General features: G+C 38.1%; 27 protein-coding genes. 24 read left to right on the top strand and 3 right to left on the bottom strand.

The window, feature by feature from the left end; genetic code table 11:
• Positions 1-46: 46 nt before the first annotated feature.
• From IGJ20_RS09680 to IGJ20_RS09660, 5 genes are all read left to right on the top strand, one after another.
• Positions 47-607 (top strand): PTS sugar transporter subunit IIA, encoded by a 561-nt coding sequence (locus IGJ20_RS09680; protein ID WP_002389987.1) that lies wholly within the window; start codon positions 47-49, stop codon positions 605-607.
• Between the two features lie 150 nt (positions 608-757).
• On the top strand, positions 758-1867 hold the full coding sequence (locus tag IGJ20_RS09675) for a DUF871 domain-containing protein (RefSeq protein WP_002380596.1): 1110 nt from the start codon (positions 758-760) through the stop codon (positions 1865-1867).
• Complete coding sequence (murQ, locus tag IGJ20_RS09670) at positions 1842-2732, top strand: N-acetylmuramic acid 6-phosphate etherase (protein ID WP_002384221.1); 891 nt, start codon at positions 1842-1844, stop codon at positions 2730-2732. The genes IGJ20_RS09675 and murQ overlap by 26 nt, the downstream gene beginning before the upstream one ends.
• A gap of 22 nt (positions 2733-2754) precedes the next feature.
• Positions 2755-4209 carry a PTS transporter subunit EIIC gene (locus IGJ20_RS09665; RefSeq protein ID WP_010730037.1) on the top strand — a complete coding sequence of 485 codons (1455 nt, stop codon included), beginning with the start codon at positions 2755-2757 and terminating at the stop codon, positions 4207-4209.
• An 86-nt stretch (positions 4210-4295) separates the two neighbouring features.
• On the top strand, positions 4296-5144 hold the full coding sequence (locus IGJ20_RS09660) for a MurR/RpiR family transcriptional regulator (protein WP_002382748.1): 849 nt from the start codon (positions 4296-4298) through the stop codon (positions 5142-5144).
• Positions 5145-5193: 49 nt separating this feature from the next.
• Here the strand turns inward: IGJ20_RS09660 and IGJ20_RS09655 are convergent, their stop codons facing one another.
• The gene (locus IGJ20_RS09655; RefSeq protein WP_010712674.1) at positions 5194-5904 is read right to left on the bottom strand and encodes a histidine phosphatase family protein; all 711 of its coding nucleotides are present in this window, start codon (positions 5902-5904) and stop codon (positions 5194-5196) included.
• Between the two features lie 40 nt (positions 5905-5944).
• Positions 5945-6571 carry an MBL fold metallo-hydrolase gene (locus IGJ20_RS09650; RefSeq protein WP_002356716.1) on the bottom strand — a complete coding sequence of 209 codons (627 nt, stop codon included), beginning with the start codon at positions 6569-6571 and terminating at the stop codon, positions 5945-5947.
• 219 nt (positions 6572-6790) lie between these two features.
• Here IGJ20_RS09650 and guaD point away from each other — a divergent pair, with 219 nt between their 5' ends.
• The 12 genes from guaD (at position 6791) to thrB (ending at position 20158) form a co-directional block, all read left to right on the top strand.
• Positions 6791-8176: a guanine deaminase gene (gene guaD / locus IGJ20_RS09645; protein ID WP_142425641.1), complete on the top strand. Its 1386-nt coding sequence runs from the start codon at positions 6791-6793 to the stop codon at positions 8174-8176.
• Between the two features lie 3 nt (positions 8177-8179).
• Positions 8180-9511 (top strand): nucleobase:cation symporter-2 family protein, encoded by a 1332-nt coding sequence (locus IGJ20_RS09640; RefSeq protein ID WP_002359736.1) that lies wholly within the window; start codon positions 8180-8182, stop codon positions 9509-9511.
• Between the two features lie 141 nt (positions 9512-9652).
• Positions 9653-10630 carry a GMP reductase gene (guaC, locus tag IGJ20_RS09635; RefSeq protein WP_430605182.1) on the top strand — a complete coding sequence of 326 codons (978 nt, stop codon included), beginning with the start codon at positions 9653-9655 and terminating at the stop codon, positions 10628-10630.
• Positions 10631-10792: 162 nt separating this feature from the next.
• On the top strand, positions 10793-11125 hold the full coding sequence (locus IGJ20_RS09630) for a PadR family transcriptional regulator (protein ID WP_142425643.1): 333 nt from the start codon (positions 10793-10795) through the stop codon (positions 11123-11125).
• Entirely contained in the window at positions 11122-12150 is a 1029-nt protein-coding gene (locus tag IGJ20_RS09625) for a permease prefix domain 1-containing protein (RefSeq protein WP_010712673.1), read from the top strand. The genes IGJ20_RS09630 and IGJ20_RS09625 overlap by 4 nt, the downstream gene beginning before the upstream one ends.
• Positions 12151-12284: 134 nt before the next feature.
• A complete protein-coding gene (locus IGJ20_RS09620; protein WP_142425644.1) occupies positions 12285-13736 on the top strand; it encodes a PLP-dependent aminotransferase family protein in 1452 nt (483 codons plus the stop codon).
• Positions 13737-13856: 120 nt separating this feature from the next.
• A complete protein-coding gene (locus IGJ20_RS09615; protein WP_010816158.1) occupies positions 13857-15581 on the top strand; it encodes a phospho-sugar mutase in 1725 nt (574 codons plus the stop codon).
• Between the two features lie 106 nt (positions 15582-15687).
• Positions 15688-16470, top strand: coding sequence for a pyrroline-5-carboxylate reductase (proC, locus tag IGJ20_RS09610; protein WP_010730034.1), 783 nt, complete (start codon positions 15688-15690; stop codon positions 16468-16470).
• A gap of 116 nt (positions 16471-16586) precedes the next feature.
• Positions 16587-16895: an ArsR/SmtB family transcription factor gene (locus IGJ20_RS09605; protein WP_002356730.1), complete on the top strand. Its 309-nt coding sequence runs from the start codon at positions 16587-16589 to the stop codon at positions 16893-16895.
• A gap of 52 nt (positions 16896-16947) precedes the next feature.
• On the top strand, positions 16948-18240 hold the full coding sequence (locus IGJ20_RS09600; protein WP_049096089.1) for a homoserine dehydrogenase: 1293 nt from the start codon (positions 16948-16950) through the stop codon (positions 18238-18240).
• Positions 18241-18242: 2 nt separating this feature from the next.
• Positions 18243-19298, top strand: a complete 1056-nt coding sequence (thrC, locus tag IGJ20_RS09595) for a threonine synthase (RefSeq protein WP_002356733.1) — start codon at positions 18243-18245, stop codon at positions 19296-19298.
• Complete coding sequence (gene thrB / locus IGJ20_RS09590) at positions 19295-20158, top strand: homoserine kinase (RefSeq protein ID WP_002364438.1); 864 nt, start codon at positions 19295-19297, stop codon at positions 20156-20158. Before thrC ends, thrB begins: the two co-directional genes overlap by 4 nt.
• Positions 20159-20202: 44 nt before the next feature.
• Here thrB and IGJ20_RS09585 read toward each other — a convergent pair whose 3' ends face one another.
• A complete protein-coding gene (locus IGJ20_RS09585) occupies positions 20203-21060 on the bottom strand; it encodes a pyruvate, water dikinase regulatory protein (protein ID WP_002389973.1) in 858 nt (285 codons plus the stop codon).
• A 98-nt stretch (positions 21061-21158) separates the two neighbouring features.
• On the opposite strand from IGJ20_RS09585, the gene IGJ20_RS09580 reads away from it, so the two are divergent.
• The 7 genes from IGJ20_RS09580 to IGJ20_RS09550 all read left to right on the top strand — a co-directional run bounded on the left by IGJ20_RS09580 (position 21159) and on the right by IGJ20_RS09550 (position 26664).
• Complete coding sequence (locus IGJ20_RS09580; protein WP_002387080.1) at positions 21159-21599, top strand: Fur family transcriptional regulator; 441 nt, start codon at positions 21159-21161, stop codon at positions 21597-21599.
• Between the two features lie 165 nt (positions 21600-21764).
• Entirely contained in the window at positions 21765-21941 is a 177-nt protein-coding gene (rpsU, locus tag IGJ20_RS09575) for a 30S ribosomal protein S21 (RefSeq protein ID WP_002356740.1), read from the top strand.
• 25 nt (positions 21942-21966) lie between these two features.
• A complete protein-coding gene (locus IGJ20_RS09570) occupies positions 21967-22416 on the top strand; it encodes a GatB/YqeY domain-containing protein (RefSeq protein WP_002356741.1) in 450 nt (149 codons plus the stop codon).
• Between the two features lie 242 nt (positions 22417-22658).
• Positions 22659-23573 (top strand): PhoH family protein, encoded by a 915-nt coding sequence (locus IGJ20_RS09565; protein WP_369810298.1) that lies wholly within the window; start codon positions 22659-22661, stop codon positions 23571-23573.
• Between the two features lie 28 nt (positions 23574-23601).
• A complete protein-coding gene (locus IGJ20_RS09560; RefSeq protein WP_142425645.1) occupies positions 23602-25800 on the top strand; it encodes an HD family phosphohydrolase in 2199 nt (732 codons plus the stop codon).
• Entirely contained in the window at positions 25800-26279 is a 480-nt protein-coding gene (gene ybeY, locus IGJ20_RS09555; RefSeq protein WP_142425646.1) for an rRNA maturation RNase YbeY, read from the top strand. The genes IGJ20_RS09560 and ybeY overlap by 1 nt, the downstream gene beginning before the upstream one ends.
• Complete coding sequence (locus IGJ20_RS09550) at positions 26263-26664, top strand: diacylglycerol kinase family protein (RefSeq protein WP_002382764.1); 402 nt, start codon at positions 26263-26265, stop codon at positions 26662-26664. The genes ybeY and IGJ20_RS09550 overlap by 17 nt, the downstream gene beginning before the upstream one ends.
• Positions 26665-26670: the final 6 nt, after the last annotated feature.

Below are 26670 nucleotides of genomic sequence, written 5' to 3'. Positions count from 1 at the left end.
CCAATGCAAATTCTTATTTTAAAATAAATTTTAGAATTATACAAAGGTGCCACTTGTAATTCATGAAACTTTTTTCTATACTAGTGATACTTTAAAAAATGGGGGAAGAGAAATGTTTGGATTTTTGAAGAAAAAGAATGAAGTTGTCGAAAATAATACAATGTATGCCGTTGCCAATGGAACCGTTATCCCAATTAGTGAAGTGAATGATCCTGTTTTTTCACAAAAAATGATGGGAGATGGCTATGCAGTAGTTCCAGAAAATGGTGAAATTTATGCACCTATTGAAGGAGAAGTTTTAAGCGTTTTCCAAACAAAACATGCCATTGGTTTAAAAATGACAAACGGTCTTGAAATTTTATTACACATGGGTATCGATACGGTAGAGTTAAACGGGGCACCGTTCACTATTAAAGTGAAAGAAGGCGACCAAGTGACTGCAGATACGGTGGTCGCAATTGCTGATTTAGAAGCAATTAAAGCAGCTGGTAAAGGAACTGAAATGGTTGTCATTATTACCAACATGGATAAAGTAACACAATTTTCGTTAGAGAAAACTGGCGTGGTTACAGCTGGTACACCAGTTGGCTCTGCCACAGCCAATTAATGAATTAGACAGATATTTCTATAAAGGAATATCTGTTTTTTTTGAACATAAATAAAATTTTATTTTGGAATTAAAAAATATTTAGAAAAATAGTTGAAATTTTATTTCAAACAAGTTATAATGAAAGCGTATTAGAGAGGAGCTAAAAAGATGTATGGTATTTCAGTTTTTCTTGGTGAAGAGATTACAAACGATACAATTATTTATATCAAAAAGATGAAAGCGCTTGGATTTGATGGTATTTTCACTTCTTTACACATTCCAGAAGATGATACTTCTCTTTATCGCCAACGCTTGACTGATTTAGGGGCAATTGCTAAGGCAGAAAAAATGAAAATTATGGTAGATATTTCAGGTGAAGCGTTAAAAAGAGCGGGTTTTTCTTTCGATGAATTAGAGCCTTTAATCGAGTTGGGCGTAACTGGCCTCCGGATGGACTACGGCATTACGATAGAACAAATGGCTCATGCTTCACATAAGATTGATATAGGATTGAATGCTAGTACCATTACACTGGAAGAAGTGGCTGAGTTAAAGGCTCACCAAGCGGACTTTTCTCGCTTAGAAGCTTGGCATAATTATTATCCAAGACCTGAAACCGGCATTGGAACAACATTTTTTAATGAAAAGAACCGCTGGCTTAAAGAATTAGGCTTACAAGTTTTTACTTTTGTGCCAGGAGATGGGCAAACAAGAGGCCCAATTTTTGCTGGTTTACCAACATTAGAAAAACATCGGGGGCAAAATCCTTTCGCCGCTGCCGTTGGTTTGATGGCTGATCCTTATGTCGATGCTGTTTATATTGGTGATCCTACAATTAGTGAGCGAACCATGGCTCAATTTGGTTATTATCACCAAACCAATCAATTTCTGTTAGAAGTAGCACCTAGCAAGAGCCGCTATTTGAAGCGAATACTTGGGAGTCATACCAATCGTTTAGATGCTGCAAGAGATGTTTTGCGAAGTGAATTATCAAGAACGAGTGAAATGTTCAGAAAAGATGAAATTGCAACGATTGAGTCAGAGCAGACTGAAGCCCGTCCAGTGGGAACCGTAACGATTGATAATGAAAAATATGGTCGCTATATGGGAGAAATTCAAGTCACACTTGTGGACTTGCCGAAAGATGAAAAAGTCAATACGATTACACGAATTATTGAAAAAGATCAAACGATATTGCCGTTAATCAAGGCAGGCAATCAATTTACGCTAGTCACGGAAGGAACGATAGAAAATGAATTTAGAAAACTTAACAACTGAACGTAGAAATGAAAATACAATGGGCTTAGATGAGATGAGTGTCAAAGAAGCTTTACAAAAAATGAATCAAGAAGACCAAAAAGTTGCAATGGCAGTGGGTCAAGAATTAGCAGCCATTGAACCAGTGGTAGAAGCCATCATCAAAAGCTTCAATCAAGGCGGCCGCTTGATCTACATGGGCGCTGGTACGAGTGGTCGGTTAGGTGTCTTAGATGCAGCCGAATGCGTACCAACTTTTGGCGTCGAGCCAGAGATGGTTCAAGGCCTCATCGCTGGTGGTCAAAAAGCAATGACTGTCGCAGTAGAAGGTGCTGAAGATTCAAAAGAACTAGGTCGTCAAGATTTAGTTGATCTAAAATTATCAGCAAATGACATTGTTGTTGGGATTGCAGCCAGTGGTCGGACGCCTTATGTAATTGGCGGTTTAGAATATGCTACAACGGTGGGAGCAGCTACCGCAACTGTGGCATGTAATAAAGATGCTGAAATTAGTAAGTATGCACAAATGCCTATTGAAGTAGATGCAGGACCTGAATTTTTAACAGGTTCGACTCGCTTGAAATCTGGGACAGCTCAAAAATTAATTTTAAATATGTTATCAACTATTTCCATGATTGGTATTGGGAAAGTCTACAATAACTTAATGGTTGATGTAAAACCAACCAATGAAAAATTAGTGGAGCGTTCCAAACGGATTATTATGGAAGCAACGGGTTGTAGTTATGAAATTTCCGAACTAAAATTTGTAGAAGCAGAAGAAAATGTGAAGTTAGCAATTGTAATGATTTTAACTGATAGTACTAAAGAAGAAGCAACACAAAAATTAATTGACGGGAATCAATTTATCAAGAATACATTAAATTAAGGAATTAGGAGGGTGTTTTAACATGGCAGAAGAAAGAATTAAACGCATTGCTGATGGGATTTATAAAGAAGTTGGTGGTCAAGAAAACGTGGACAAAGTCATTCATTGTATGACTCGTGTTCGTATGGATATCCGCGATTATGACAAAGTGGATATTGAAGGATTGAAAAAAATTGATGGCGTTATGGGCGTCGTAGAAGATGATACGTTGCAAGTAGTTGTTGGTCCAGGGACTGTTAACAAGGTTGCACAAGAAATGGTAGATCAAGCAGGTGTCAAATTGGGAGAACCATTTAATCATGACGCCGCAACTGATGCTTCAGCAGGCAAATCTGGAAAAGATTTAGTAGAAGAAAAAGCCGCTCAAATGAAAGCACAACAAAAAGCGAAACAAAATAACACTTCACCATTTAAAAAAGTGTTAAAAGCCATTTCTAGTATCTTTGTTCCGATGATTCCTGCCTTTGTTGGGGCTGGTATTATTGGCGGGATTGCAGCTGTTATGTCTAACTTAGTTGTTGCTGGTGATATTTCAGCTTCATGGCAACAATATATTGATGTCTTAAATATTATTAAAAATGGGATTTTTGCTTATTTAGCTCTTTACACTGGGATTAACAGTGCCAGCGTTTTTGGTGCAACGCCAGCGTTGGGTGGTGTTATTGGGGCAGTCACAATGTTGACAGGAATGAATCCAGATGCACCAATCAGTAATATTTTCACTGGGGGAACATTATCTGCAGGACAAGGCGGAATTATCGGTGTTATTTTTGCCGTATGGTTATTATCATTGTTAGAAAAACAATTGCATAAAATTGTCCCAGAATCAATTGATATTATCGTAACGCCAACCATTTCACTTTTAGTGATTGGCTTAGCAACTATTTTCTTAATCATGCCTGTAGCCGGAGCTATTTCTAATGGCTTAGTTGGTATTATCAATGTTGTCTTAGAAAAAGGTGGCATGGTTGCTGGCTTTACTCTTGGTTTAACCTTCTTGCCAATGGTAATGTTTGGTTTACATCAAATTTTGACGCCAATCCACATTGAAATGATTAATCAAACAGGGATGACTTTGTTATTACCAATTCTGGCCATGGCTGGTGCGGGACAAGTCGGTGCAGCTTTAGCATTATGGATTCGTTGTAAATCAGATAAAAAATTAGTTGAAATGATTAAAGGTGCCTTGCCAGTTGGAATTTTAGGTATTGGTGAACCATTAATCTACGGAGTTACTTTACCATTAGGACGTCCATTCATTACTGCTTGTATCGGCGGTGGTATTGGTGGTGCGGTGATTGGGGCCTTCGGTAATGTTGGTGCGATTGCTATTGGACCAAGTGGGGTGGCTTTAATTCCATTAATTGCCAACAACCAGTGGCTTGCTTATGTATTAGGGTTATTGGCCGCTTACGCAGGTGGTTTTGTAGCAACGTTATTCTTTGGAATTCCTAAAGATATGCAAACAACTAAATAATAAATAGAAAAAGGAGAACTTGGCTTCTCCCTTTTTCTTTGTTAAAATTTAATTGCGTAGGAAATGGTGTATCAGGAGGGATGTTTATGCAACAAAATATTGTTTTATCTATCCAAGATCGTCTACAACAATTACCAAAATCAGAACGAAAAATCGCAGAATATATTTTAAAAAATACAGAAACAGTTATTTCAATGAATGCGCAAGAGCTAGCGAAACAAGCAGGATCAAGTCCAGCGGCAATTATTCGCTTTTGTCATTCTATGGATGTGAATGGCTTTACAGAGTTGAAACTTTTATTATCTGCAAATCTTGGCCAAATGAAGCAGCAAATGTATACTGAAGTTACTAAAGGGGAATCAACAGCTGATATTAAACAAAAGTTACAGGCGCGCTTTGTTCATGTGGTTGAGCGAAGCGGTCAGACATTAGAGGATGTCGCAGTGAATGAAGCCGTTGATTTGTTGGAAAAAACAGAAGTAATTTTTGTCTATGGATTAGGTGCCTCTTCGTTGGTTGCTCAAGATATTTATCAAAAGTTTACGCGCTTAGGCCGAACGGTATTTACAACATTGGACCATCATTTATTTGCTTCTATGTTAGGCTCAACAGAAAAGCCTAGTGTTTTTATTGTTATTTCTAATTCTGGAACGAATAAAGAAGCAAGTACTTTAGCTGATTTAGCGAAGCAGCAAGGGATTCCTATTATTAGTATCACACAAGATGAAAAATCAGTGATTGGTGAAAAAAGTGATATCGTCCTTCAAACCTCTAGTGGGGAAGACGTGCCATTGAGAAGTGCGGCTACTGTTTCCTTGGTGGCACAATTGTATGTAGTCGATGTTTTATTTTTTGCTTATGCAGCAAAAAACTATAAGGAAACCTTAGAAAAAATTCAAATCTCAAGAAAAAATGTAGAACGTTTAAAAGAATAAATAAAAAGAGAAGGTTATCTGTCATTTTGACAGATAACCTTCTCTTTTTTTACAACAAACGGCGCTTTTCAGCGATCTTTTTTCCCTTTTCAATATAAGAAATATCATTAATTCCTTGAATGGTAAATGTTCCTTTTTCGTAAGTTAAGGTCGTCACGCTACCATTCTCCAGCGCCATCTGCATAGGCAAACTTGCATCAATTAAGGAAAGTAAAAAGGAAATTGTTAGTCCATGGGAAACCACCATGACTTTGCCGCCACCATTTTTTTCTCGATGATGAGCGATATCTTCGAAACCAGACCAAACACGATCACGGATAACTTCATAAGGCTCCGCCCAGTCAGCGGTATCGGCTTCAATAATAGCATTTGCTAGGTCACGATAGGTAATCTTCGTGGTCATCATGTCCTCATAACTTTTAAAAGCTAAAATGCGTGGCACCACACCCCAAAGTTCACCATCATAGCCACCATCTAAAGAACCAAAACACCACTCACGAATCCGTTTATCGGTTAGGTAAGGAATCTTTTGGTGGTTTTGATGTTCTTGTAAAATAATCTGAGCGGTTTGCATGGCACGACCACTATCACTACTATAGGCTTCCTTAAAGTCTATGTCCCTAAGACCTAAGCCTAAATGATAAATGCCTTCTTCTCCTTGTTTGGTTAAGGGGGTATCTGACCAGCCTTGGGTTCGGCCAATCGTATTAAACATCGTTTTTCCGTGACGAATAATATAAAGTGTCGTTGCTTCAGTCATTGCTACTCCTCCTAAGTTTCTTTAAATAGTGAATAAATCTCTAATTAAAAAATGGGTTTGTGGCTTTTTCATGTTGAATGGTCGTGGCATCACCATGGCCTGGATAAACAGGAAATTCTTCTGGTAAAGTGAATAGATAGGTCGTAATGCTGTGTAATAATTGTTGCATATCACCAGTGTGTAAATCGGTACGACCAATACTACCTTTAAACAATGCATCCCCAACAACAACAAAATCATCAAAGACAAAGCTGACGCTACCAATTGAATGACCAGGTGTTGGGACTACGGAAAATTTCATGCCGCCAATTTCATAATCGGTTAGTTTAAATTCATGTTCGGCGGGTTGAACAATAATATTTGCTATATCATCATGTCTGCCTAATCCTGAAAGATTCAAAATAGGATTGGAAAGCCACGCTTGTTCTAATGGACTAACATAAACAGGGATTTGATAATGATGGCGCAATTCTTCTACCGCACCAATATGATCATAGTGAGTATGTGTTAATAAAATAGCGGCTGGTTTCTTCCCTAAACGGGTAATTTCTTGAATTAGTTTTGCTCCTTCTGCACCTGGATCAATAATTAATAATGCTTCTTCATTATAAACAAGATAACAGTTTTCTTGAATAACACCTGTTCTAATTTGTTCAATCTGTATCATCTCAGGACCTCCTAAAGTTCTAACGATTCTCTTCAAGTATACCGAAGAATCTTAAGAATAGAAAGTTTTCTTGTTTATCCAAAGAAAAAATAAATCATTTTTAGAATGTTCGGTTTTTGCTTGTTTTAACACGGATTTTTTTAAAAAAAATCACATTTTTATAGTTATTAAGCGAAAGTTTATGTATAATCTTCATGTGATAGTAAGGAGGAGTATTAAATGTTTCATTTTGTAATAAAAGGAACAGGTTTTTCTAGTAAAAATTTGCAAGAGATTAAAGTTTATGAAGAGACACTTTTTTGTATAGATGAGGCCGGAGTAATTCAGGAAATAATTGAACCAGATGCTGAAGCGTATGAAACTGTGCTAGCAGAACAAAAAGAGGCACAACGTTTTCAAGAATTGCCCCAAGATTCTTATCTTTTACCCGGCTTTGTTGATTTACATGTCCATGCACCTCAGTGGGCACAATCTGGGACCGCCTTGGATATTCCATTGTATGAATGGCTGAATACGTACACGTTTCCTTTGGAGTCCAAATTTGCAGATTTAACATTTGCCCAACAAGTCTATGATGAACTGGTAACCCAATTGTTAGCTAATGGGACAACAACAGCCCTTTATTTTGCAACCATTCATTATGAAGCTAGCCGTCGTTTGGCAGAAATTTGTGCGGAAAAAGGGCAGCGTGGCTTAATTGGTAAAGTTGTAATGGATGATCTTAATGAGAATCCTGAATACTATCGTGATCAAACAACGCAACAAGCATTAGAAGAAACGGAACGGTTTATTCAAGAAATTCAAACATTAGCGCAGCAAACAAAACAAGGCGTATATCCCGTTGTAACTCCGCGTTTCATTCCTAGTTGTACAGAGGAAGCACTTAAAGGATTAGGAGAATTAGCAGCGAAATATCAAGTCCATGTTCAAAGTCATTGTAGTGAGAGTGATTGGGAACATCAATTTGTTCAAGAACGTTTTGGAAAAAATGATGCCCAAGCATTGAATGATTTTGGTTTATTAACAGAAAAAGCAGTGATGGCACATGCAGGCTTTTTAGAAGAAGCAGATATGAATTTATTCCATGAAACAGGGACGGCTGTGGCGCACTGCCCAATCTCTAATGCTTATTTTGGCAATGCAGTAACACCGATTGCAAAATTAGTACATCAACATCAAGTAGAAGTTGGTTTAGGTAGTGATCTTTCAGGTGGTTTTTCACCAAGTCTTTTTGACAATTTAAAGCAAGCGGTTATTTCTTCTAGAATGTTAGAAGATGGCGTCGATGCTACAAAAAAACCAGAAGTACGAGGTGTTAAAACAGCACGGATTACCGTAAATGAAGCGTTTTATTTAGCTACTGCTGGTGGTGGTCAAGCGCTAAGTTTGCCAATTGGAAAATTAGAAAAAGGGTATGCTTGGGATATTCAAATTATTAATACAAGCTTGTCACAAGCACGAATCCCTAAAAATCCAGGGGAATCATTGCTTGATATTTTCCAAAAAATCTTATATTTAGCACGACCAGAAAATATTCGAGAAGTCTGGGTACAAGGTGAAAAAGTACATGATAAAAATTTAATGTCAGCAACTAAAGGAGTATAAAAAATGAGTGAAAAGAAACAAAATAATCTTCATTTAACAGTGGGGCCAGAAGATTCAGTATCTTTTGGGCAGGCCACTATGTTAGGGATTCAGCATGTCTTAGCAATGGACGTGTACGTCGTACCTGTAATCATTGCTTCAATTATTGGGATTAGCACAGCACAAACGTCTTCTTTAATACAAGCAACATTCATAGCAGCAGGACTTGCCACGATTATTCAATCTCATTTTTGTATGAGATTACCAGTTGCGCAAGGCCCTTCATTTATTCCAATCGGGGCAATTGCAGGAATTTATTTTGCCAACAACCAACAAGGAAATGGCTGGGGCGCAGTTTTAGGTGCTAGTTTAGTGGGGGCAATTGTTGTTATTATATTAGGATTTACTGGTATCTTTAATCGTTTAATCACTAAATTTGTTCCACCAATTGTGGGAGGAACAATTATTTTTGTGGTGGGGCTTTCGTTAATGCCAGTCGCTTTATCGGATAATATTTACCACGCAAAAGGGGAATTAGGACAAAATATTTTATTAGCATTTATAGCAGCGGGTACGTTGATTTTCTTTGCACTCTTAGGTTCTGCTTTGAAAAAAGGGCGGATTTTCCGCGTTTCTTCTGTCATTTTGGCATTATTATTTGGGAGCATCGCGGCACAATTGTTAGGGGTACTTGATTTATCGGCCGTTAGTGAAGCGGCTTGGTTTAGTTTGCCTCAGTTACCATTAGTTAACTTTTCTTTCCAATTTGATTGGTCAGCCATTGCCACGATGTTAGTTATTTATCTGGTTTTAATGGCGGAAACAACAGGCACTTGGTTTGCTGTGAGTCATGTTGTTGCTGAACCTTTGACCGAAGAAAAAATTAATCGCGGCGTAATTGGTGAAGGCTTAGGTTGCTTAGTTTCTTCATTCATTGGCGGCACGCCAGTGACTAGTTACTCTACAAATGCTGGGATTATTTCAATCACTGGAGTTGCTAGTCGCAAGGTTTTTGTGGCTGCAGGTGCGTGGTTTGTCTTATTTGGCTTATCTGGAAAACTTTCCACCTTGATTTCGGCCATTCCGGCACCAGTTATCGGCGGTGTTTTTGTGGTTGTTTGCGGCATCATTTCTGTAAGTGGAATGAAAGTCATGAGTGATGTAACAATTCATGAAAAAGAGATGTATGTAATTGCCGTTCCGATTATTATGACATTAGCGTTGACATTGTTACCAAAAGAGTTTTTGGAAACTCTACCACAATTTTTACAATATTTATTTAGTTCACCCGTGGCAACTGCCTCAATTGTTGCTATTTTATTGCAGGCCATTTTACCAAACGTTCAAGAAGGGTAAAAAGATTAATTTTCGTTAAAACGCCTTTGACAAGTGGCGATAAATAGTGTAAATTAACAATGGTGTTTTTAAACACGAACGTTAAACGGACGAATGTTCGGTTTTTACGTTATTTTTGTAAATAACTAGGAGGCAGTAAGTATGAAAGTTTTTGATTATGAAGATGTCCAATTAATTCCCAATAAATGTATCGTGAATAGTCGTTCTGAATGTGATACTACAGTAACTTTAGGAAAACATTCGTTTAAAATGCCTGTCGTTCCAGCGAACATGCAAACAATTATTGATGAAACGATTGCGGAAACCCTTGCTGAAAATGGTTATTTTTATATCATGCATCGGTTTGATGAAGAGGCGCGAGTGCCATTTATTAAAAAAATGCAACAAAAGGGCTTGATCACGTCAATTAGTGTGGGCGTGAAAGAAGGGGAATACGCTTTTGTTGAAACGTTAGCCCGAGAAGGTTTAGTTCCTGACTACGTGACAATTGATATCGCCCATGGTCATTCAAATGCGGTGATTAATATGATTCAACACTTGAAAAAATTTTTACCAGAAACGTTCGTTATTGCGGGCAATGTTGGAACGCCAGAAGCCGTTCGCGAATTAGAAAACGCTGGAGCCGATGCCACCAAAGTGGGGATTGGACCTGGAAAAGTATGTATTACTAAAATTAAGACTGGCTTTGGGACAGGTGGCTGGCAGTTAGCGGCTTTACGTTGGTGTGCCAAAGCTGCTCGGAAACCAATTATTGCAGATGGTGGAATTCGGACCCATGGAGACATTGCAAAATCTGTGCGTTTTGGGGCAACTATGGTCATGATTGGTTCATTATTTGCTGGACATGAAGAATCACCAGGTGAAACAAAAGTGGAAGATGGCGTTGTTTACAAAGAATACTTTGGTAGCGCCTCTGAATTCCAAAAAGGCGAAAAGAAAAACGTTGAAAGCAAAAAAATCTGGTTACGCCATAAAGGGAAGTTGGCAGATACTTTAGTCGAAATGCAACAAGATTTACAATCTTCCATTTCATACGCGGGAGGTCGCGATTTAGAAGCGATTCGTAAAGTTGATTATGTGATTGTAAAAAATTCTATTTTTAATGGTGATACCATTTAACAGTCAACTATAGACTGAAAAGAAGACAGCACGTAGTGCAGAAATTAAAATGATTTCTGCATTACGTGCTTTTTTTTACTTTACCTATCGTAGTAATCGTGTTAAGATAATTACAACGACAGACGTAGTACGATAGTTGAAGTACTTGAGGGAGGAATTTATGTGATTGGTAGTGATGCAATTCGAGGATACAACGATACCTTTATTCTCTCAATCTTACAATCCGGCGCTTCATATGGTTATGCGATTTCTAAACGCATTCGTGAAATTTCTAAAGAACAATATTCGATTAAAGAAACGACACTTTATTCTGCTTTTACACGTTTAGAGAAAAATGGCTACATTGAATCATTTCCAGGAGAAGTAACGCATGGCAAAAAGCGGACCTATTATCAAATAACCCATGCAGGAGAGTGTTATTTAGAGGGAAAGTTACTAGAATGGGAAGTAACAAAAGACGTCGTCGAAGCATTTGTAAAGGAGATGGGAAAATGAAAATTATAGAAGAATTTATTGATAGCTTATTTTCAGGAGTTGTTGAAACACCTGAAACAAAACAATTAAAGGCGGACTTATTAGCAAATGCTGAGGATCGTTATGAAGATTTGCTCAGCCAAGGAAAATCGGAAAATGAAGCAATTGGTACAATTATTTCTGAATTTGGTACTATTGATGAATTAATGGAAGAATTGAATTTAGAAAATAAACAAGTGGATGAAACAAACGATTCAATGAACGGTTTGCCAGAAATTTCAGTGGAGGAAGGACTTGACTATTTAGCTGTCCAACGTAAAGGTGCGATTCAAATTGGTCTTGGTGTTGTTGCAATCATGGTGGGTGTTGGCTTGCTGGTTGGTATGCGTGGTGTTCTTTCTAATGGTCTTGGTTTAGTTGGTCTTTTCATAGGTGTGGCAATCGGCGTTCCATTATTTATTGTTGCTGGTAATCGGTTTGTTGCAATGGACAAACAACTGGGGCAACGATTGATTCCGATTAAGTTAAAAAAAGAAGTTGCACAAAGAGAACAAAGTTTTCAACGATCATTTATTTTTTGTATGGCAGCGGGCGTGGTTTTTTGTATTTTGGGTTTAATCCCAGTTGTTGTCTTTAGTAGTGGCCTTCATCTGATGATGCGCCGTTCCATGCATCAAATGATGGGCGGACAATATTATAATGGAACGATGGGAATTAGTTGGCTCTTCTTTTTAGTATCGATTGGCGTCTTCTTGTTTATATTTGGTGGAGTAATTAAAGGAAGTTTTAATAAATTGTTGAATGAAACTTATTTTTATTCAGAACATGTTGGTCATCCTGATTTTGCCCCTCAACAAACAAAAACAGAGGAAGGACCTGTGGGAAATCCTGTCGGTGCAATTATTGCATCCGTTTATTGGCCCTTAGTTGTTGCACTCTATCTATTTATTAGTTTTGTTTTAGGGGATTGGCGGTTTAGTTGGTTAATCTTTATGTTCGCAGGAATCTTTTATAACACCATCCAAGCATTTTTACACAAACATTGAGACAAACCTGTTAATAGTAAAACAGAAAAGTGGGACATTCGTCAAAACGGCTGTCCCACTTTTCTTGTATTTTCGATTGACAAAAGCATTAAACTGGATTACTTTTAACTCATCCAATTGTTGAGGTGATTGCTATGTGGCAACTTAAAAAAGAACAAAATGTTCCCATTTATCGCAGTATTATGGAAATGATTGTTCAAAAGATTCAAACAGGCGAATTATTACCAGGCGAAAAAATTCCTTCGGAACGTAAACTGGCAGAATACTTGTCTGTCAATCGTTCAACCGTTGTTCATGCATTAGATGAACTGGTGGACTTAGGCTGGATTGTGCGAAAAAGAGGGAGTGGAACGATTGTCAACGAAGGGAAATGGGGGGTAATGATGACACCACGAACGGATTGGCATCGTTATTTAGAACAAAATGTGTTCAAACAAGTTCATCCCTTGGTGACAGAGATTGAGTTACGTGCTAAACAAAATTTGCCGACTGACTTAGATATGTATACAGGCGAGTTGCCGTTAGACTTAATTCCCAGTTTCGATTTTCCAGCATTAAATTGGAAACAATTTTTAAAAGAGGAAGCACAAGATGAATTAGGTTATTTGCCGTTAAGAAAAGAAATCCAAGCCATTACAGCAACGGAATATCAGCTTCATTTACCAAGTGAAAGTTTATTGCTTACTTCAGGTGCGCAACAAGCACTTTTTTTAGTTTTACAAGTTTTATTGAGACAAGGAGATAGTATTGCCGTAGAAGATCCATCTTTCTTCTATGCCTTACCAATTTTCCAAGCTGCTGGTGTGCGCTTATTTGGTGTGCCCATGACAGAGGAAGGGATTGATCTTGAAGCGCTAGAACAAACAATTCGACAACATCGCATCAAAATGGTTATGGTTAATCCTTCCTTTCAAAATCCGACTGGGACAGTGATGCCTTTGAGAAAAAGAGAACAGCTTGTGAAAGTCTGTCAAACGTATCAAGTTCCTATTTTAGAAGATGATGTTTTTGGGCAGTTAAGTTTTATCCCGAAAACAGAAATTCCTCCTTTAAAAAAATTAGATCCAGATAATGTCTTGTATATCGGTTCGTTGTCAAAAATTTTAGGTTCGACCACGAAAATTGGTTGGTTAAGTGCGCCCGCCTCCGTGACGAAACAAATTGCAGAAGCCAGAAAAATGATGGATGTTTCGTTGAGTATTTTTCCACAGATGCTCGCTAAAATGGCGATTGAAGATCCTTCTTTCTCTGAAAAAATTACGTTATTAAATAAACAAGTGGAACAACGAGCAACAGCTGTATATCAAGTATTTAAATCGTTGTCAGAATGGGAAGTTTCGCCAGTAAAAGGCGGCTTTTATTTATGGGCACATTGGCGTCAAGGGGCACTTAAGCCAGAAGATTGGCAAGTGTTTTTACGAGAAGGTGTTTTGGTAGCACCAAGTGTCGCTTTTAGTGAAAAACGTGGAAGTATTCGCTTGAACTGTTCCCGAATTTCACCAGAAGAAATGCCTCTTTTTTGTGAGAGAATGGTACGGATTACACGACAGCTTTCTGAAAATAGACAAACAAAAATAGAACAGTAAGTAAGATTTTTCTTATAAAAATCATTTGCTGAGAGAAAACGCTACAACTTCCCTTTTCTAAACGAATATCCAATGCTATACTTAAAAAGTAAAAACAAAAAAACAAATGAGGTGTTTTCCATGTCTTGGGAACAAGTTTACCAACAATGGTTAAATGAAGAAAATATTCCAGAAAATTTAAAAAATGAATTAAAGGACTTAAATACAGACCCTGAAAAATGTGAAGATGCATTTTACGCACCATTAGAATTTGGGACTGCCGGGATGCGCGGGATTTTAGGCGCCGGTATTAATCGGATGAATATCTTTACGGTTCGTCAAGCGACAGAAGGGCTTGCACGTTTTATGGATACGCAAGATCCTGAAACAAAACGTCGCGGTGTAGCTATTGCCTATGATTCACGTCACATGTCTCCAGAATTTGCAATGGAAGCAGCTAAAACATTAGCTAAACATGATATTCCTTCTTTTGTGTTTGAAAGCTTACGACCAACACCAGAATTATCTTTTGCGGTCCGTTACTTTAAAGCTTTTGCGGGAATCATGATTACGGCTTCTCACAATCCAGCTGCTTATAATGGCTACAAAGTCTATGGTGAAGACGGTGGTCAAATGCCGCCAGCTGATGCAGATGCATTAACTAAATATGTTCGTAGTATCGAAAATCCTTTGAAAATTGATGTCTTATCAGATGAAGAAGTTGCCCACAGCGGTTTAATTAACATTGTTGGTGAAGAAGTCGATAACGCGTATTTGAAAGAAATTAAAACAGTTACGATTAATCAAGAATTAATTAACGAAATGGGTAAAGAATTAAAATTAGTTTACACTCCCTTACATGGAACTGGGAAAATGTTAGGAGAAAAGGCATTAAAACAAGCCGGTTTTGAAAAATTTGTTTTAGTACCTGAGCAAGCCGTTGCTGATCCTGACTTTACTACAGTTAAGTCACCAAACCCTGAAGAACATTCAGCTTTCGAATACGCGATTCGTTTAGGGGAAAAAGAAGGCGCTGATTTATTGATTGCAACAGATCCAGATGCTGATCGTTTAGGTGCCGCTGTGCGGATGCCAAACGGAGACTACCAAGTATTAACAGGAAATCAATTAGGTTCAATTATGATTCATTATATTTTAGAAGCCCATCAACAAGCAGACACGTTGCCTCAAAATGCTGCGGTTCTAAAATCAATCGTTTCTAGTGAACTTGCTACAGCGATTGCTGAGAAATATAATACGAAGATGTTTAATGTTTTAACAGGTTTCAAATTTATTGCTGAAAAAATTCAACAATACGAAGAAGACCACAGTCAAACGTTTATGTTTGGTTTTGAAGAAAGTTATGGTTACTTAGTGAAACCTTTTGTTCGTGATAAAGATGCAATTCAAGCGTTAGTTTTATTAGCAGAAGTAGCGGCTTTCTATAAAAAACAAGGAAAAACATTATATGATGGCTTACAAGATATCTTTGAAGAATTTGGTTACTTTGAAGAAAAAACTATTTCCGTAACAATGAGTGGAATTGAAGGCAGCGGTAAAATCAAAGCTTTAATGGCAAAATGTCGTGAACAAGCCCCAACTGAGTTTGCCGGGATTCAAGTTGCTCAAACGGAAGATTTTAAAGAATTAACACGCACTTTTGCAGATGGTCAAACAGAACAATTACAAACGCCTCCTTCTGATGTGTTGAAATATCATTTAGAAGATGGCAGTTGGATTGCTATCCGACCATCAGGAACAGAACCAAAAATTAAATTCTATCTAGCGACAAAAGCAACAAGTAGTTCAGAAGCTTCTGAAAAAATTGCTGCGTTTGAAGCAGTCGTTAATGAATTAACAAAATAAAATAAACGAAACAGGCTGTACGGAAAAAAGTACGAATGTTAGTGTTTGTGTCAAAAGCTAATTGACTTTTGACACAAACACTTTATTTAACTAAGGAGGGAATGCTATGAAAATTGGCTTTATCGGTGCTGGCAGTATGGGCGGTGCCATGATTAAAGGGTTACTGAAAGCTGAGGCAGTCAAGAAGGAACATTTATATGTGAAAGGTGGCTCAAGTGGAACAGCAGAAGCACTTCAAAAAGAGTGGGGCTTTCAACTTGTCACAGATTATGCACTTTTCCAAGAATGTAAGGTTATTTTTATTGCGACAGGAGCAAAGGTCGTGTTACCTGTCCTTCAGGAATTAGCCCCTCATTTTTCCAACGAAAGTCTATTGATTTCTGTTGCAACAGGTCATACCATACAAGAAGCACAAATGGCTCTTGGCAATAAAGAAGCCAAAGTTGTTCATGCCATTCCTAATACACCAGTTAGCGTGAATCAAGGCGTGATTGGCGTAGCCTTGGCACCAACAATTGAAGGCCGAACGAAGGACCTGGTAATGGAACTTCTTGCTACTTTAGGGTTAGTCAAAGAAATTCGTGAAGCGCAACTGGAAACTTTTGGTACTGTGGCTGGTTGCAGTCCAGCTTTTGTTGATATCTTTATGGAAGCATTGGGAGATGCAGCAGTCTTAGAAGGGTTACCAAGGGACTTATCTTATGAAATTGTCGCTCAAATGATAAAAGGAACGGCGACCTTAGCCTTAGACACGAAAAAACACCCAGGAGCATTGAAAGATGAAGTGACTTCTCCAGGAGGAAGTACGATTCGCGGTGTCGTAGCTCTAGAAAAAAATGGCTTCCGTTATGCCGTGATGGATGCAGTTCAGCAAGCCAACCACGAATAGATGAAGAAAGTTGGAAAATCGACAAGTTTGTCATTTTTCCAACTTTCTTTGTGCCATATTTTTCGTAGGAAAGAACAATCGCAGTTCTTATTTTAAAAAACTCTGTGTTATAATGAGTGCAAAGTGAGGCGACTATAATGAAACAAATGGAAGAAATCAAACAAGTAAGTCAATTATATAAAGTATTAAGTGATCCAACACGTTTAAGAATTTTGCTACTTTTAAAAGAAGGCGAACATAACGTAACGGCGATTAGTGAACAATTGGGAATGGAACAGTCCGCCGTTTCTCATCAACTAAAATTATTAAGAGATAGCCGGGTTGTCAAGGCACGTCGCGAAGGAAAAACGATTTTTTATACATTGGATGATCATCATGTAATAGATATTTTAAATCAGACCTTTGAGCATATTGAACATCGATAAAAAGTAGGGAAAAAATAGCGTAACTAGAATAGCGCTGTTGATGGAGGTAAAAATGAAGGATACCTTAAAGATCGGGTTACTAGGATTAGGGACTGTAGGCACTGGCGTTTTAACTCTTTTGAAAGAACATCAAGAGAAAATTTCACAAGTGACAGGAATGAATGTAGTCATTGAAAAAGCATTTGTCCGAAATCTTGAAACGAAACAAGCGCAAGCGGAAGAATACGGTCTTTCTTTAACAACTTCAATTGATGATATTTTAGAAGATAAAGAGATTCAAATCGTTGTGGAATTAATGGGAACCATTGAACCAGCCAAAACCTATATCATGAAAGCTTTAGAAAAGGGCAAACATATTGTGACTGCCAATAAAGATTTACTGGCGCAACATGGGAGTGAATTAGTAGCGTTAGCCCAAAAACATCATTGTGATTTATATTACGAAGCAAGTGTTGCTGGCGGGATTCCAATTTTAAGAACAATTGCTAATAGCTTAGCGGCAGACAATATTCAACAAGTTTTAGGGATTGTGAACGGTACGACGAATTATATGCTTACGCAAATGGTTTCTGCTGATAAAAGTTATGAAGAAGCTTTAGCAGAAGCGCAAGCGTTGGGATTTGCTGAAGCGGATCCGACAAATGATGTCGATGGAATTGACGCAGCCTATAAAATGGTTATTTTAAGTCAATTTGCTTTTGGGATGAATGTTTCATTACCACAAGTTGATATTCGTGGAATTCGCGGATTGTCTTTAGATGATGTCGCTATGGCTAAACAACTGGGGTATGAAATCAAATTGATTGGCTCTGCTGAACAAAATGAGCATAGTATCTCGGTGGAAGTAGCGCCTATGCTAGTCAATCAAAAGCACCCTATTGCATCTGTTCGGAATGAGTACAATGCAGTATTTATAAAAAGTGCAGGTGTGGGCGAATCAATGTATTACGGTCCAGGAGCTGGCGCTAAACCGACAGCAACCAGTGTGGTCAGTGATTTAATTACGATTGCTAAAAACATTCGCTTGGCAACGACTGGCCATATGTTCAATTCGTATCAACATAAAACCCAATTGACGAGTTCCGAAAATGTATTTGGACAGTACTATTTTTCATTAGATGTTCCAGATACGCCAGGACAATTTTTGCAGTTGACGCAATTAATGACTAAAGCAGAAGTCAGCTTTGATCAATTAGTTCAACAGAAATCAGATGGACAGCGAGCAAGAATTGTTGCCATTACACACCAGATATCAAAAGCACAAATGCAACAAGTTGTGACAGCTATTCAAAATACGGAAGCCTTTCAGTTATTAAATGTAATGAAGGTTATAGGAGATGAGTAAACATGTATGAAGGTTTGTTAAAACAGTATCAAGCGTATTTGCCCGTAACAGAAAAAACACCAATGATTTCTTTAGCCGAAGGAAATACGCCACTGATTCCTTTACCTAATTTATCCAAAGAATTAGGTATTCAATTATATGGAAAATACGAAGGCTTAAATCCCACCGGCTCATTCAAAGATCGCGGGATGGTGATGGCTGTAGCAAAAGCGGTAGAAGAAGGTGCCAAAGCGATTGTTTGTGCTTCTACAGGAAATACTAGTGCCGCCGCTGCTGCGTATGCCACAAGAGCAGGCATTAAAGCGTATGTAGTGATTCCAGAAGGGAAAATCGCACTGGGAAAATTGGCGCAAGCTATTATGTATGGGGCGGACATTATTTCGATTCCAGGTAACTTTGATGAAGCATTAAAAGCGGTGCGAGAGATTGCGAAAACTGAGGCAGTTGCGCTAGTTAATTCAGTGAATCCTTATCGCTTAGAAGGGCAAAAGACAGCAGCTTTTGAAGTTTGTGAACAATTAGGTCAAGCGCCCGATGTCTTAGCGATTCCAGTTGGAAATGCTGGCAATATTTCCGCTTACTGGAAAGGCTTTAAGGAATGGCATGAAAAACAAGGAACAACTTTACCAAGAATGCATGGTTTTGAAGCAGAAGGTGCCGCAGCGATCGTGAAAGGCCAAGTGATTGAGCAACCTGAAACCGTGGCAACAGCGATCCGGATTGGAAATCCTGCTAGTTGGCAACTAGCAGAACAGGCACGGGATGAATCCGGTGGTTTCATTGATGCCGTGACAGATCAAGAAATTTTAACGGCTTACCGAAAAATTGCTGCTCAAGATGGGGTTTTCATTGAACCTGGTTCGGCTGCTTCATTAGCTGGAGTTATTCAACATGTTAAAAGCGGTAAAATCAAAGCAGGTGAAACCGTCGTGGCAGTCTTTACTGGTAACGGACTGAAAGATCCTGATACAGCAATGGAGACAGAAGTAGCTATTTCAAAAATGAGTGACGTGGAAGAAATGCGTCTGCACTTACGAAAAGGAGTCGCAACACTATGAAAATAAGAGTACCTGCCACTAGTGCCAACTTAGGACCTGGCTTTGATTCATGTGGCATTGCATTATCCGCTTATTTAACAATCAACGTTTTAGGTGAAAGTGAATTTTGGGAAATTCAACATACTTTGGGAGAAGAGATTCCTACTAATGAAGAGAATTTATTAATTCAAACGGCATTGAAAATTGCACCAGAATTAACACCAAAAGTTATTCGGATGGTTTCTGACATTCCCCTTGCAAGAGGACTAGGCAGTAGCTCAAGTGTGATTGTAGCAGGCATTGAATTAGCTAACCGACTAGCACATTTAAATTTGTCCCCTAAAGAAAAAGTTCGTTTGGCCACAGAGATGGAAGGACATCCGGATAATGTTGCCCCTGCTATTTTAGGAGATTTCGTGGTGGCTAGCCATGTAGAAAACCAAGTCTACCATGTCAAACATCATTTTCCAATGTGTGATGTCATTGCATTTATTCCAGAGGAACCGTTATTTACCGAAAAAAGTCGCGCTGTTTTGCCCGAAAAATTGACTTATAAAGAAGCGGTCGCGGCCAGCTCAATTGCCAATGTTATGATTGCCGCAATTTTAAACGGGGATTTACCTTTAGCAGGCAAAATGATGGAACAAGATAAATGGCATGAAACGTATCGTCGTTCATTGGTTCCTCACTTAAAAGAAATTCGTCGTTTAACTCAGCAAAGAGGTGCTTATGGCTCTTTCTTAAGCGGTGCTGGTCCAACTGTGCTAATCTTGTCGCCAGAAGAACGAACCAACGAAATTGTTCAAAGTTTGGAGAAATTATCTACCAAAGCGAGCATCCAAATTTTCAATATTGATCAAGAAGGCGTTCAAGTCTTTTAAAAAAAAAACGAGAAAAAATCACTAGTGATTTTTTCTCGTTTTTTTTAATCCTCGGCTGTTTCCGTGGAATAATAGCTATGATCTTCTAAGTTCAAAGCATTAAGAATCATTGAGGCAGTTTCTTCAATTGAAAGAGAAGCGACATCAATAACGATACAACCTAATTTTTGATAAAGATCATTTGCAAAAGCCAGTTCTCGCCGAATTTTTTCAATATCTGAATAAGAAGTATTTTCAGGCAATCCATATGCGCGCATTCGTTCTTTACGAATCCCGTTTAAAACATTGGGATCATTGGTTAAGCCAACAATTTTTTTCGGGTCCATTTCGAATAATTGTTTCGGTAAATGTGCTTCAGGAATTAGTGGCAAATTAGCAACTTTTAAGTTCTTGTTGGCTAAAAAGAGACTTAGCGGTGTTTTAGAAGTTCGGGAAACGCCAAGAAGTAACACATCCGCTTCTAAAAAGCCTCGTGGGTCCTTGCCATCGTCATATTTGACAGCAAATTCCATTGCTTCAATTCGTTTAAAATAATTTTCATTCAGATGATGTAAGGCACCTGGTTCCCGCATGGGTGCGACACCTGTTAATCGTTCGATTTCCGCAACAGGTGGTGTCAAAATGTCAAAATGGAACAATTGATGCTCATTGAAAAATTGATTAGCAATCGCCACGAGATGATCATTAATGATAGTATGCAGTACCATGGCCTCTGCTTTTTTGGCATCTTCTAACGCTTGCACCAGTTTATCTTCGTCTTTAACGAATGTTCGTCTAATCAAAGTAAAATCAACAGTGGGGTACTGGGCCATTGAAGCAGCCGCCAATTTTGAAGCGGTCTCGCCAGCAGAATCTGAGATGACAAAAATCGTCACACATTTTTTTTCTTCAGAAATAGTCATAGAAGGTAAGTCCTTTCTTGCATTTTTAATAATTTTATTATACCATAAGTCCAGAATCTATTTCGTAATGATTCTGATTTAGGTTGGTGAGGGAGGAAATGGCGATGGCACCAGTAAAAACCAATATTGAACAAGCCTTAGAAACCATGAAAGCCAGTGGATTAAAATATACTAAAAAACGAGAATTACTGATGAGCTATTTGATTAAGCGAAATCGGTATGTTTCTGCACGTGAAGTGTATGAATTTATGAATGAAACCTTTAAAGGAGTCAGTTATGATACGGTTTATCGTAACTTGCATGACTTTGAGCGCTTGGAATTGCTGGAAAAAACAGAATTAAATGGCGAGCAAAAGTTTCGCTTCCGTTGTTGCCAAGAGGTGGAACATCATCATCACTTTATTTGTACGGTTTGTGGCAAAACGGAAGAAATTCACATGTGTCCGATGAATTTTTTTGAAGAACAGTTAAAAGGTTGTTCAATTGAAGGACATCGCTTTGAAATACTTGGTCGTTGTGCCGATTGTTGCGAAAAATAGCGAATAAGACGAAAAATCAAACAAAAATTTCGTATTTTATCAGTAGAGTGGTTGACGGTTATTTATGCTTTAGCTATAATATAACAAGGACAGTATTTTAATTTGTGGGTTTTTCCCACAAATAAGAAAAACGGTTACTTTTTAAGCTCGGAGGGAGGGAATAACATGTCAAAAACAGTCGTTCGTAAAAACGAATCTCTTGATGATGCTCTTCGTCGCTTCAAACGTTCCGTTTCAAAAGCGGGTACTTTACAAGAATCACGTAAACGTGAATTCTACGAAAAACCAAGTGTAAAGCGTAAGAAAAAATCTGAAGCAGCTAGAAAACGTAAAAAATTCTAGTTTTGAATGAATTGGAGTTGGTGGTATGTCATTGCTAACCACATTGAATGACGACATTAAAACAGCGATGAAAGCTAAAGACAAAGAAACTTTAGCCGTACTTCGTATGTTAAAGACTGCCATTCAAAATGATCAGATTAAAGCGGGCCGTGAATTGAACGGAGAAGAAGAACTCACTGTATTGTCTCGTGAGATGAAACAGAGAAAAGATTCTTTATCAGAGTTTGAAAAGGCGGGACGCGACGATCTTGTTGAAAAAGTAAAAGTTGAAATAGCAATTGTTGAAAAATATATGCCTCAACAACTAACAGAGGAAGAAATTCGTCAACTAGTTCAAGAGGTAATGACGCAAACTGGCGCCACTTCACCAAAAGATTTTGGTAAAGTGATGGGCGCTATGATGCCGAAAGTCAAAGGCAAAGCCGATGGCAACCAAGTTAACGCAATTGTGAAAGAATTATTACAAGAAAACTAAGAGCGTTATCGAAACTAGGACAGTATACTGTCCTAGTTTTTTTATGTAAAGAGAAAACCGGTAGCTTTTTACGGTTTTCTCTTTTTTGACTTTCAAAGTCAAATCAGGTACGACTTCTTTTTAAACAGATAAGAATGTGGTATCATTGTAAAGGACTATATAATAAAGGAGATGGACGTTTTTTGACAGATAATCAGTCAAAATCTTTGGAATTAATACTTACTGATTCTGATGATGCACACATGCTTTTAGGAACACATGATAAACATATCAAATTTTTAGAAGAGAATACCCACGTAACGATTAATAGTCGTGGCGAAGTTATTCAGTTAATTGGCGAATCATCAGAGGTAGAGTTAGTCGCTTCCGTGTTAAGAGCGCTACAAACATTAATTCAACGAGGCATCAAAGTGCATACGCCAGATGTCGTTTCTGCTTTAAAAATGGCCAAAGCTGGAAATTTAGAGGCGTTTATTGCCATGTATGAAGAAGAAATTATGAAGGACCATCATGGTCGGGCGATCCGAATTAAGAATGTTGGTCAAAAAAAATATATCGATGCAGTTAAAACTCATGACGTCATTTTCGGGGTGGGACCTGCGGGGACAGGAAAAACCTTTTTAGCCGTGGTGATGGCAGTAGCAGCCTTAAAAAAAGGCGAAGTACAAAAAATTATTTTAACTCGTCCAGCGGTGGAAGCTGGCGAAAGCTTGGGCTTTTTACCAGGTGACTTAAAAGAAAAAGTCGATCCTTATTTACGTCCAGTTTACGATGCCTTATATCAAATTTTTGGTATGGATCATACAAATCGTTTAATGGAACGCGGCGTTATTGAAATTGCCCCGCTTGCTTATATGCGTGGTCGTACATTGGATGATGCTTTTGTCATTCTAGATGAAGCACAAAATACCACGGTTGCCCAAATGAAAATGTTTTTAACTCGTTTAGGGTTTAGTTCAAAAATGATTGTTAATGGAGATACTAGTCAAATTGACTTGCCACGTGGTGTAACAAGTGGTTTAGTTAACGCCGAGCGTACGTTAAAAGACATTGAAAAAATTGCCTTTGTAAATTTTGAAGCCAGTGACGTTGTGCGTCATCCGGTTGTAGCACAAATTATTCAAGCCTATGAAAAAGAACAACAAAAGCATTCCTAAGCAGTTAGGGAAGGAGTGAAAGTACCTTTTGAAAAAAGTACTTACAAAGTTAGGGGATCGTTTAGGTAAGGCCTACTTACCTATTTTATTAGCCGTTTTTTCTCTTCTTTTATTTATGATTATGTTTGGCAGTGTCCATCAGAAAAGAGTAGAAATTAAAGAAGGTCAACTGGCCGAGAAAACCATTCGTGCAAATAAAAATATCGAGAATACCTACGAAACAGAACAAAGAAAAAAATTGGCAGCAGAAGCTGTCACCCCCGAATATATTTATCAAGAAGATACGGCATCTGTCCAACATAATCGTATTGATAAATTATTTAAATTGATTGATTCTGCGAATGAAAAAGTAGACAAAGAGTACAGCAATAAGCAAGCGAAGGCCAAAAAGGAAGAAACGATTCCTGCGCCGACCGTGGAAGAACGAGTAGCTAGCTTAAAGTCATTGTTTGAATCTTTACCGCAAGATGAAGTTACGTTTTATCAAAGTTTTCCTAATGTTTTTTATCAAACAATCTTTACATTAACCTCTGAGCAATTGGATAAGGTTCGTTCAGAAAGTTTGATGTTGGTGGATGACGCAATGCAAAATCACGTTCGAGAATCTGATTTGGATAAAATTCGCCAAGAAGCTAACGGTAAAATTCAATACTTAGATATTACGAGTACCATGCAACAAGTCATTCGTTACATTGTTAACCAAGGGATTGTGGTAAACGATATTGCCAATGAAAAACGAACAGAAGAGCTGCGTCAAAAAGCGATGAATGCTGTTCAACCCGCAATGATTTATCAAGGCGAAATTATTGTTCGTGAAGGTACTCAAATTGATGCAAAAGCGGTCGAAAAACTTGAGTTACTAGGAATGACTAGTCAAAATACCTCTATTTTTCCGATGGTGGCATTAGCATTAGCTATTTTACTTCAAGTTGAAGTGTTAATTTTCTTTACGAAACAAGTGACTGAGCCTTCGCGACAACGCTCGTTTATTATCTTTTACACGGGTGCTATGCTAATCAGTGTTATTTTAATGAAATTCTTCCAGATTTTCCAAACAGAGCAGTTGATGTATATTCCCTTGTTCTATCCGGCAGCCTTTGCGCCGCTGATTCTAAATCATTTTGTAAATCGTCGTTCAGGGATAATCGCTGCCATTTTCCAAGTCGTTTTTGCGTTATTTATCTTTTATAATTCTATTGGCACAAACTCGTTGACGGTTATTCTGATTATGTACTTATTCTCAGGATTTCTAGCAACAGTTGTTAAACGGAAACGGATGAGTGAGCAAGTTTTCCCAGCTTTAATGTGGGTAGTGGTCTTTCCTGTTTTCATGGCGGTTGTCTTAATGATTTATCAAGGAATGAGTATAACAGATGGTAAAACGTGGACAGCTTTAATTTGTGCAGGTGCAGGAACGGTACTTTCATTTTTAGCAACAATGGGCTTGCATCCATATATCGAATTATTAGTGACTGATGATAGTATGATTGTCTTGAATGAATTAAGTAATCCGAACCATCCGTTGTTAAAACAACTGTTAGAAGAAGCGCCAGGTACCTATCATCATAGCATGATGGTGGCTAGTTTGAGCGCTAACGCTGTTGCTGAGATTGGTGGACGGTCGCTATTAACACGAGTTGCTTGTTATTACCATGACATTGGCAAAATTAAACACGCCAATTTCTTTGTGGAAAACTTACCTGCTGGCGCAGAAAATCCACATAACTTTTTATTGCCAGAAGATAGTAAACAAATTATTTTTGGCCACGTAATTGATGGCGCCAAAATTTTAGAAGAGTACAATATGCCGCAAATGGTGATTGACATTTGTCGTCAACATCATGGCACAACATTGATGAAATTTTTCTATGTGAAAGCAAAAGAACGCAATCCTGAAATTAAAGAATCAGACTTCCGTTATCCTGGGCCACGTCCACAAACACGAGAAGCAGGGATTGTGAGTATTGCTGATACTTGTGAGGCTGCTGTGCGGGCGATGGATCATCCGACCAACGAAAAAATTCAAGCCTTTGTGCATAATGTGATTCAAGATAGAATTTCAGATGGCCAATTAGATGAATGTGGGTTAACGATGAAAGAGATTCGCATCATTGAAAAATCATTAATTAATGGATTATGCAGTACCTTCCATTCACGGATTAAGTATCCAAAAATGAAAGCTGAAGCAGAAGAAATGAAAGATGAACAAGAAAAGAGAGATGACTAATGGATATTACTTTCATTGATGAAACCGAGAAAGTACCAACAGAAGAAATCAAAGAAATCGAAAACTTGCTGAAATTTGCAGCGGGTTTTCTAGAAATTGCCGAAGATACGGAGATGTCGGTGACTTTTACAGATAACGCAGGTATCCAAGTGATTAATCGTGACTATCGGGGCAAAGATATGCCTACAGATGTCATCAGTTTTGCTTTAGAGGATGAAGGGGAAGACGAATTGCCAATTATTTTTGATGATGAAGAGTTGGCAGAGCTACCACGTAATCTAGGTGATTTAATTATTTCAACAGAGCGAGCAGCAGAACAAGCAGTTGAATATGGGCACACATTGGAGCGAGAAATGGGCTTTTTGGCAGTACATGGCTTTTTACATTTGAATGGGTACGATCATATGGAACCTGAAGATGAAAAAGAAATGTTTGGTTTACAGAAAGAGATTTTAGATGCGTATGGCCTTAAAAGATGAGCAAACAGGAAAAAATAAACATTTTATTAATTCATTAGAATTTGCCTGGCAAGGAATCAAAACAGTTTTTCGAGAAGAACGTAATATGCGCAAACATGTAGCGTTTGGCGTCACGGCCATTGTGTTTGGTTTCTTGTTTTCTTTAACACTTGCTGAATGGCTGTGGTTGTTATTGGCCGTTTTTCTTGTCTGGTTGGCAGAAATTATCAACACAATTTTTGAAAATGTCGTAGATATGTTTACGGATTTTCACTTTCATCCAATCGGAAAAAAGGTTAAAGACATGGCCGCAGGAGCTGTTTTATTAACAGCCGGTTTCGCAGTGCTAGTAGGACTAATTCTATTTGTACCAAAAATTTTACAAATCATTCAAATGTGGAAATAAGAGGAG

Source organism: Enterococcus sp. DIV0294, assembly GCF_050558155.1.
Classification (GTDB): Bacteria; Bacillota; Bacilli; order Lactobacillales; family Enterococcaceae; genus Enterococcus; species Enterococcus faecalis.
Note: the sequence above shows the minus strand (reverse complement) of the source record. Positions and strands in the feature narration are given on the sequence as shown.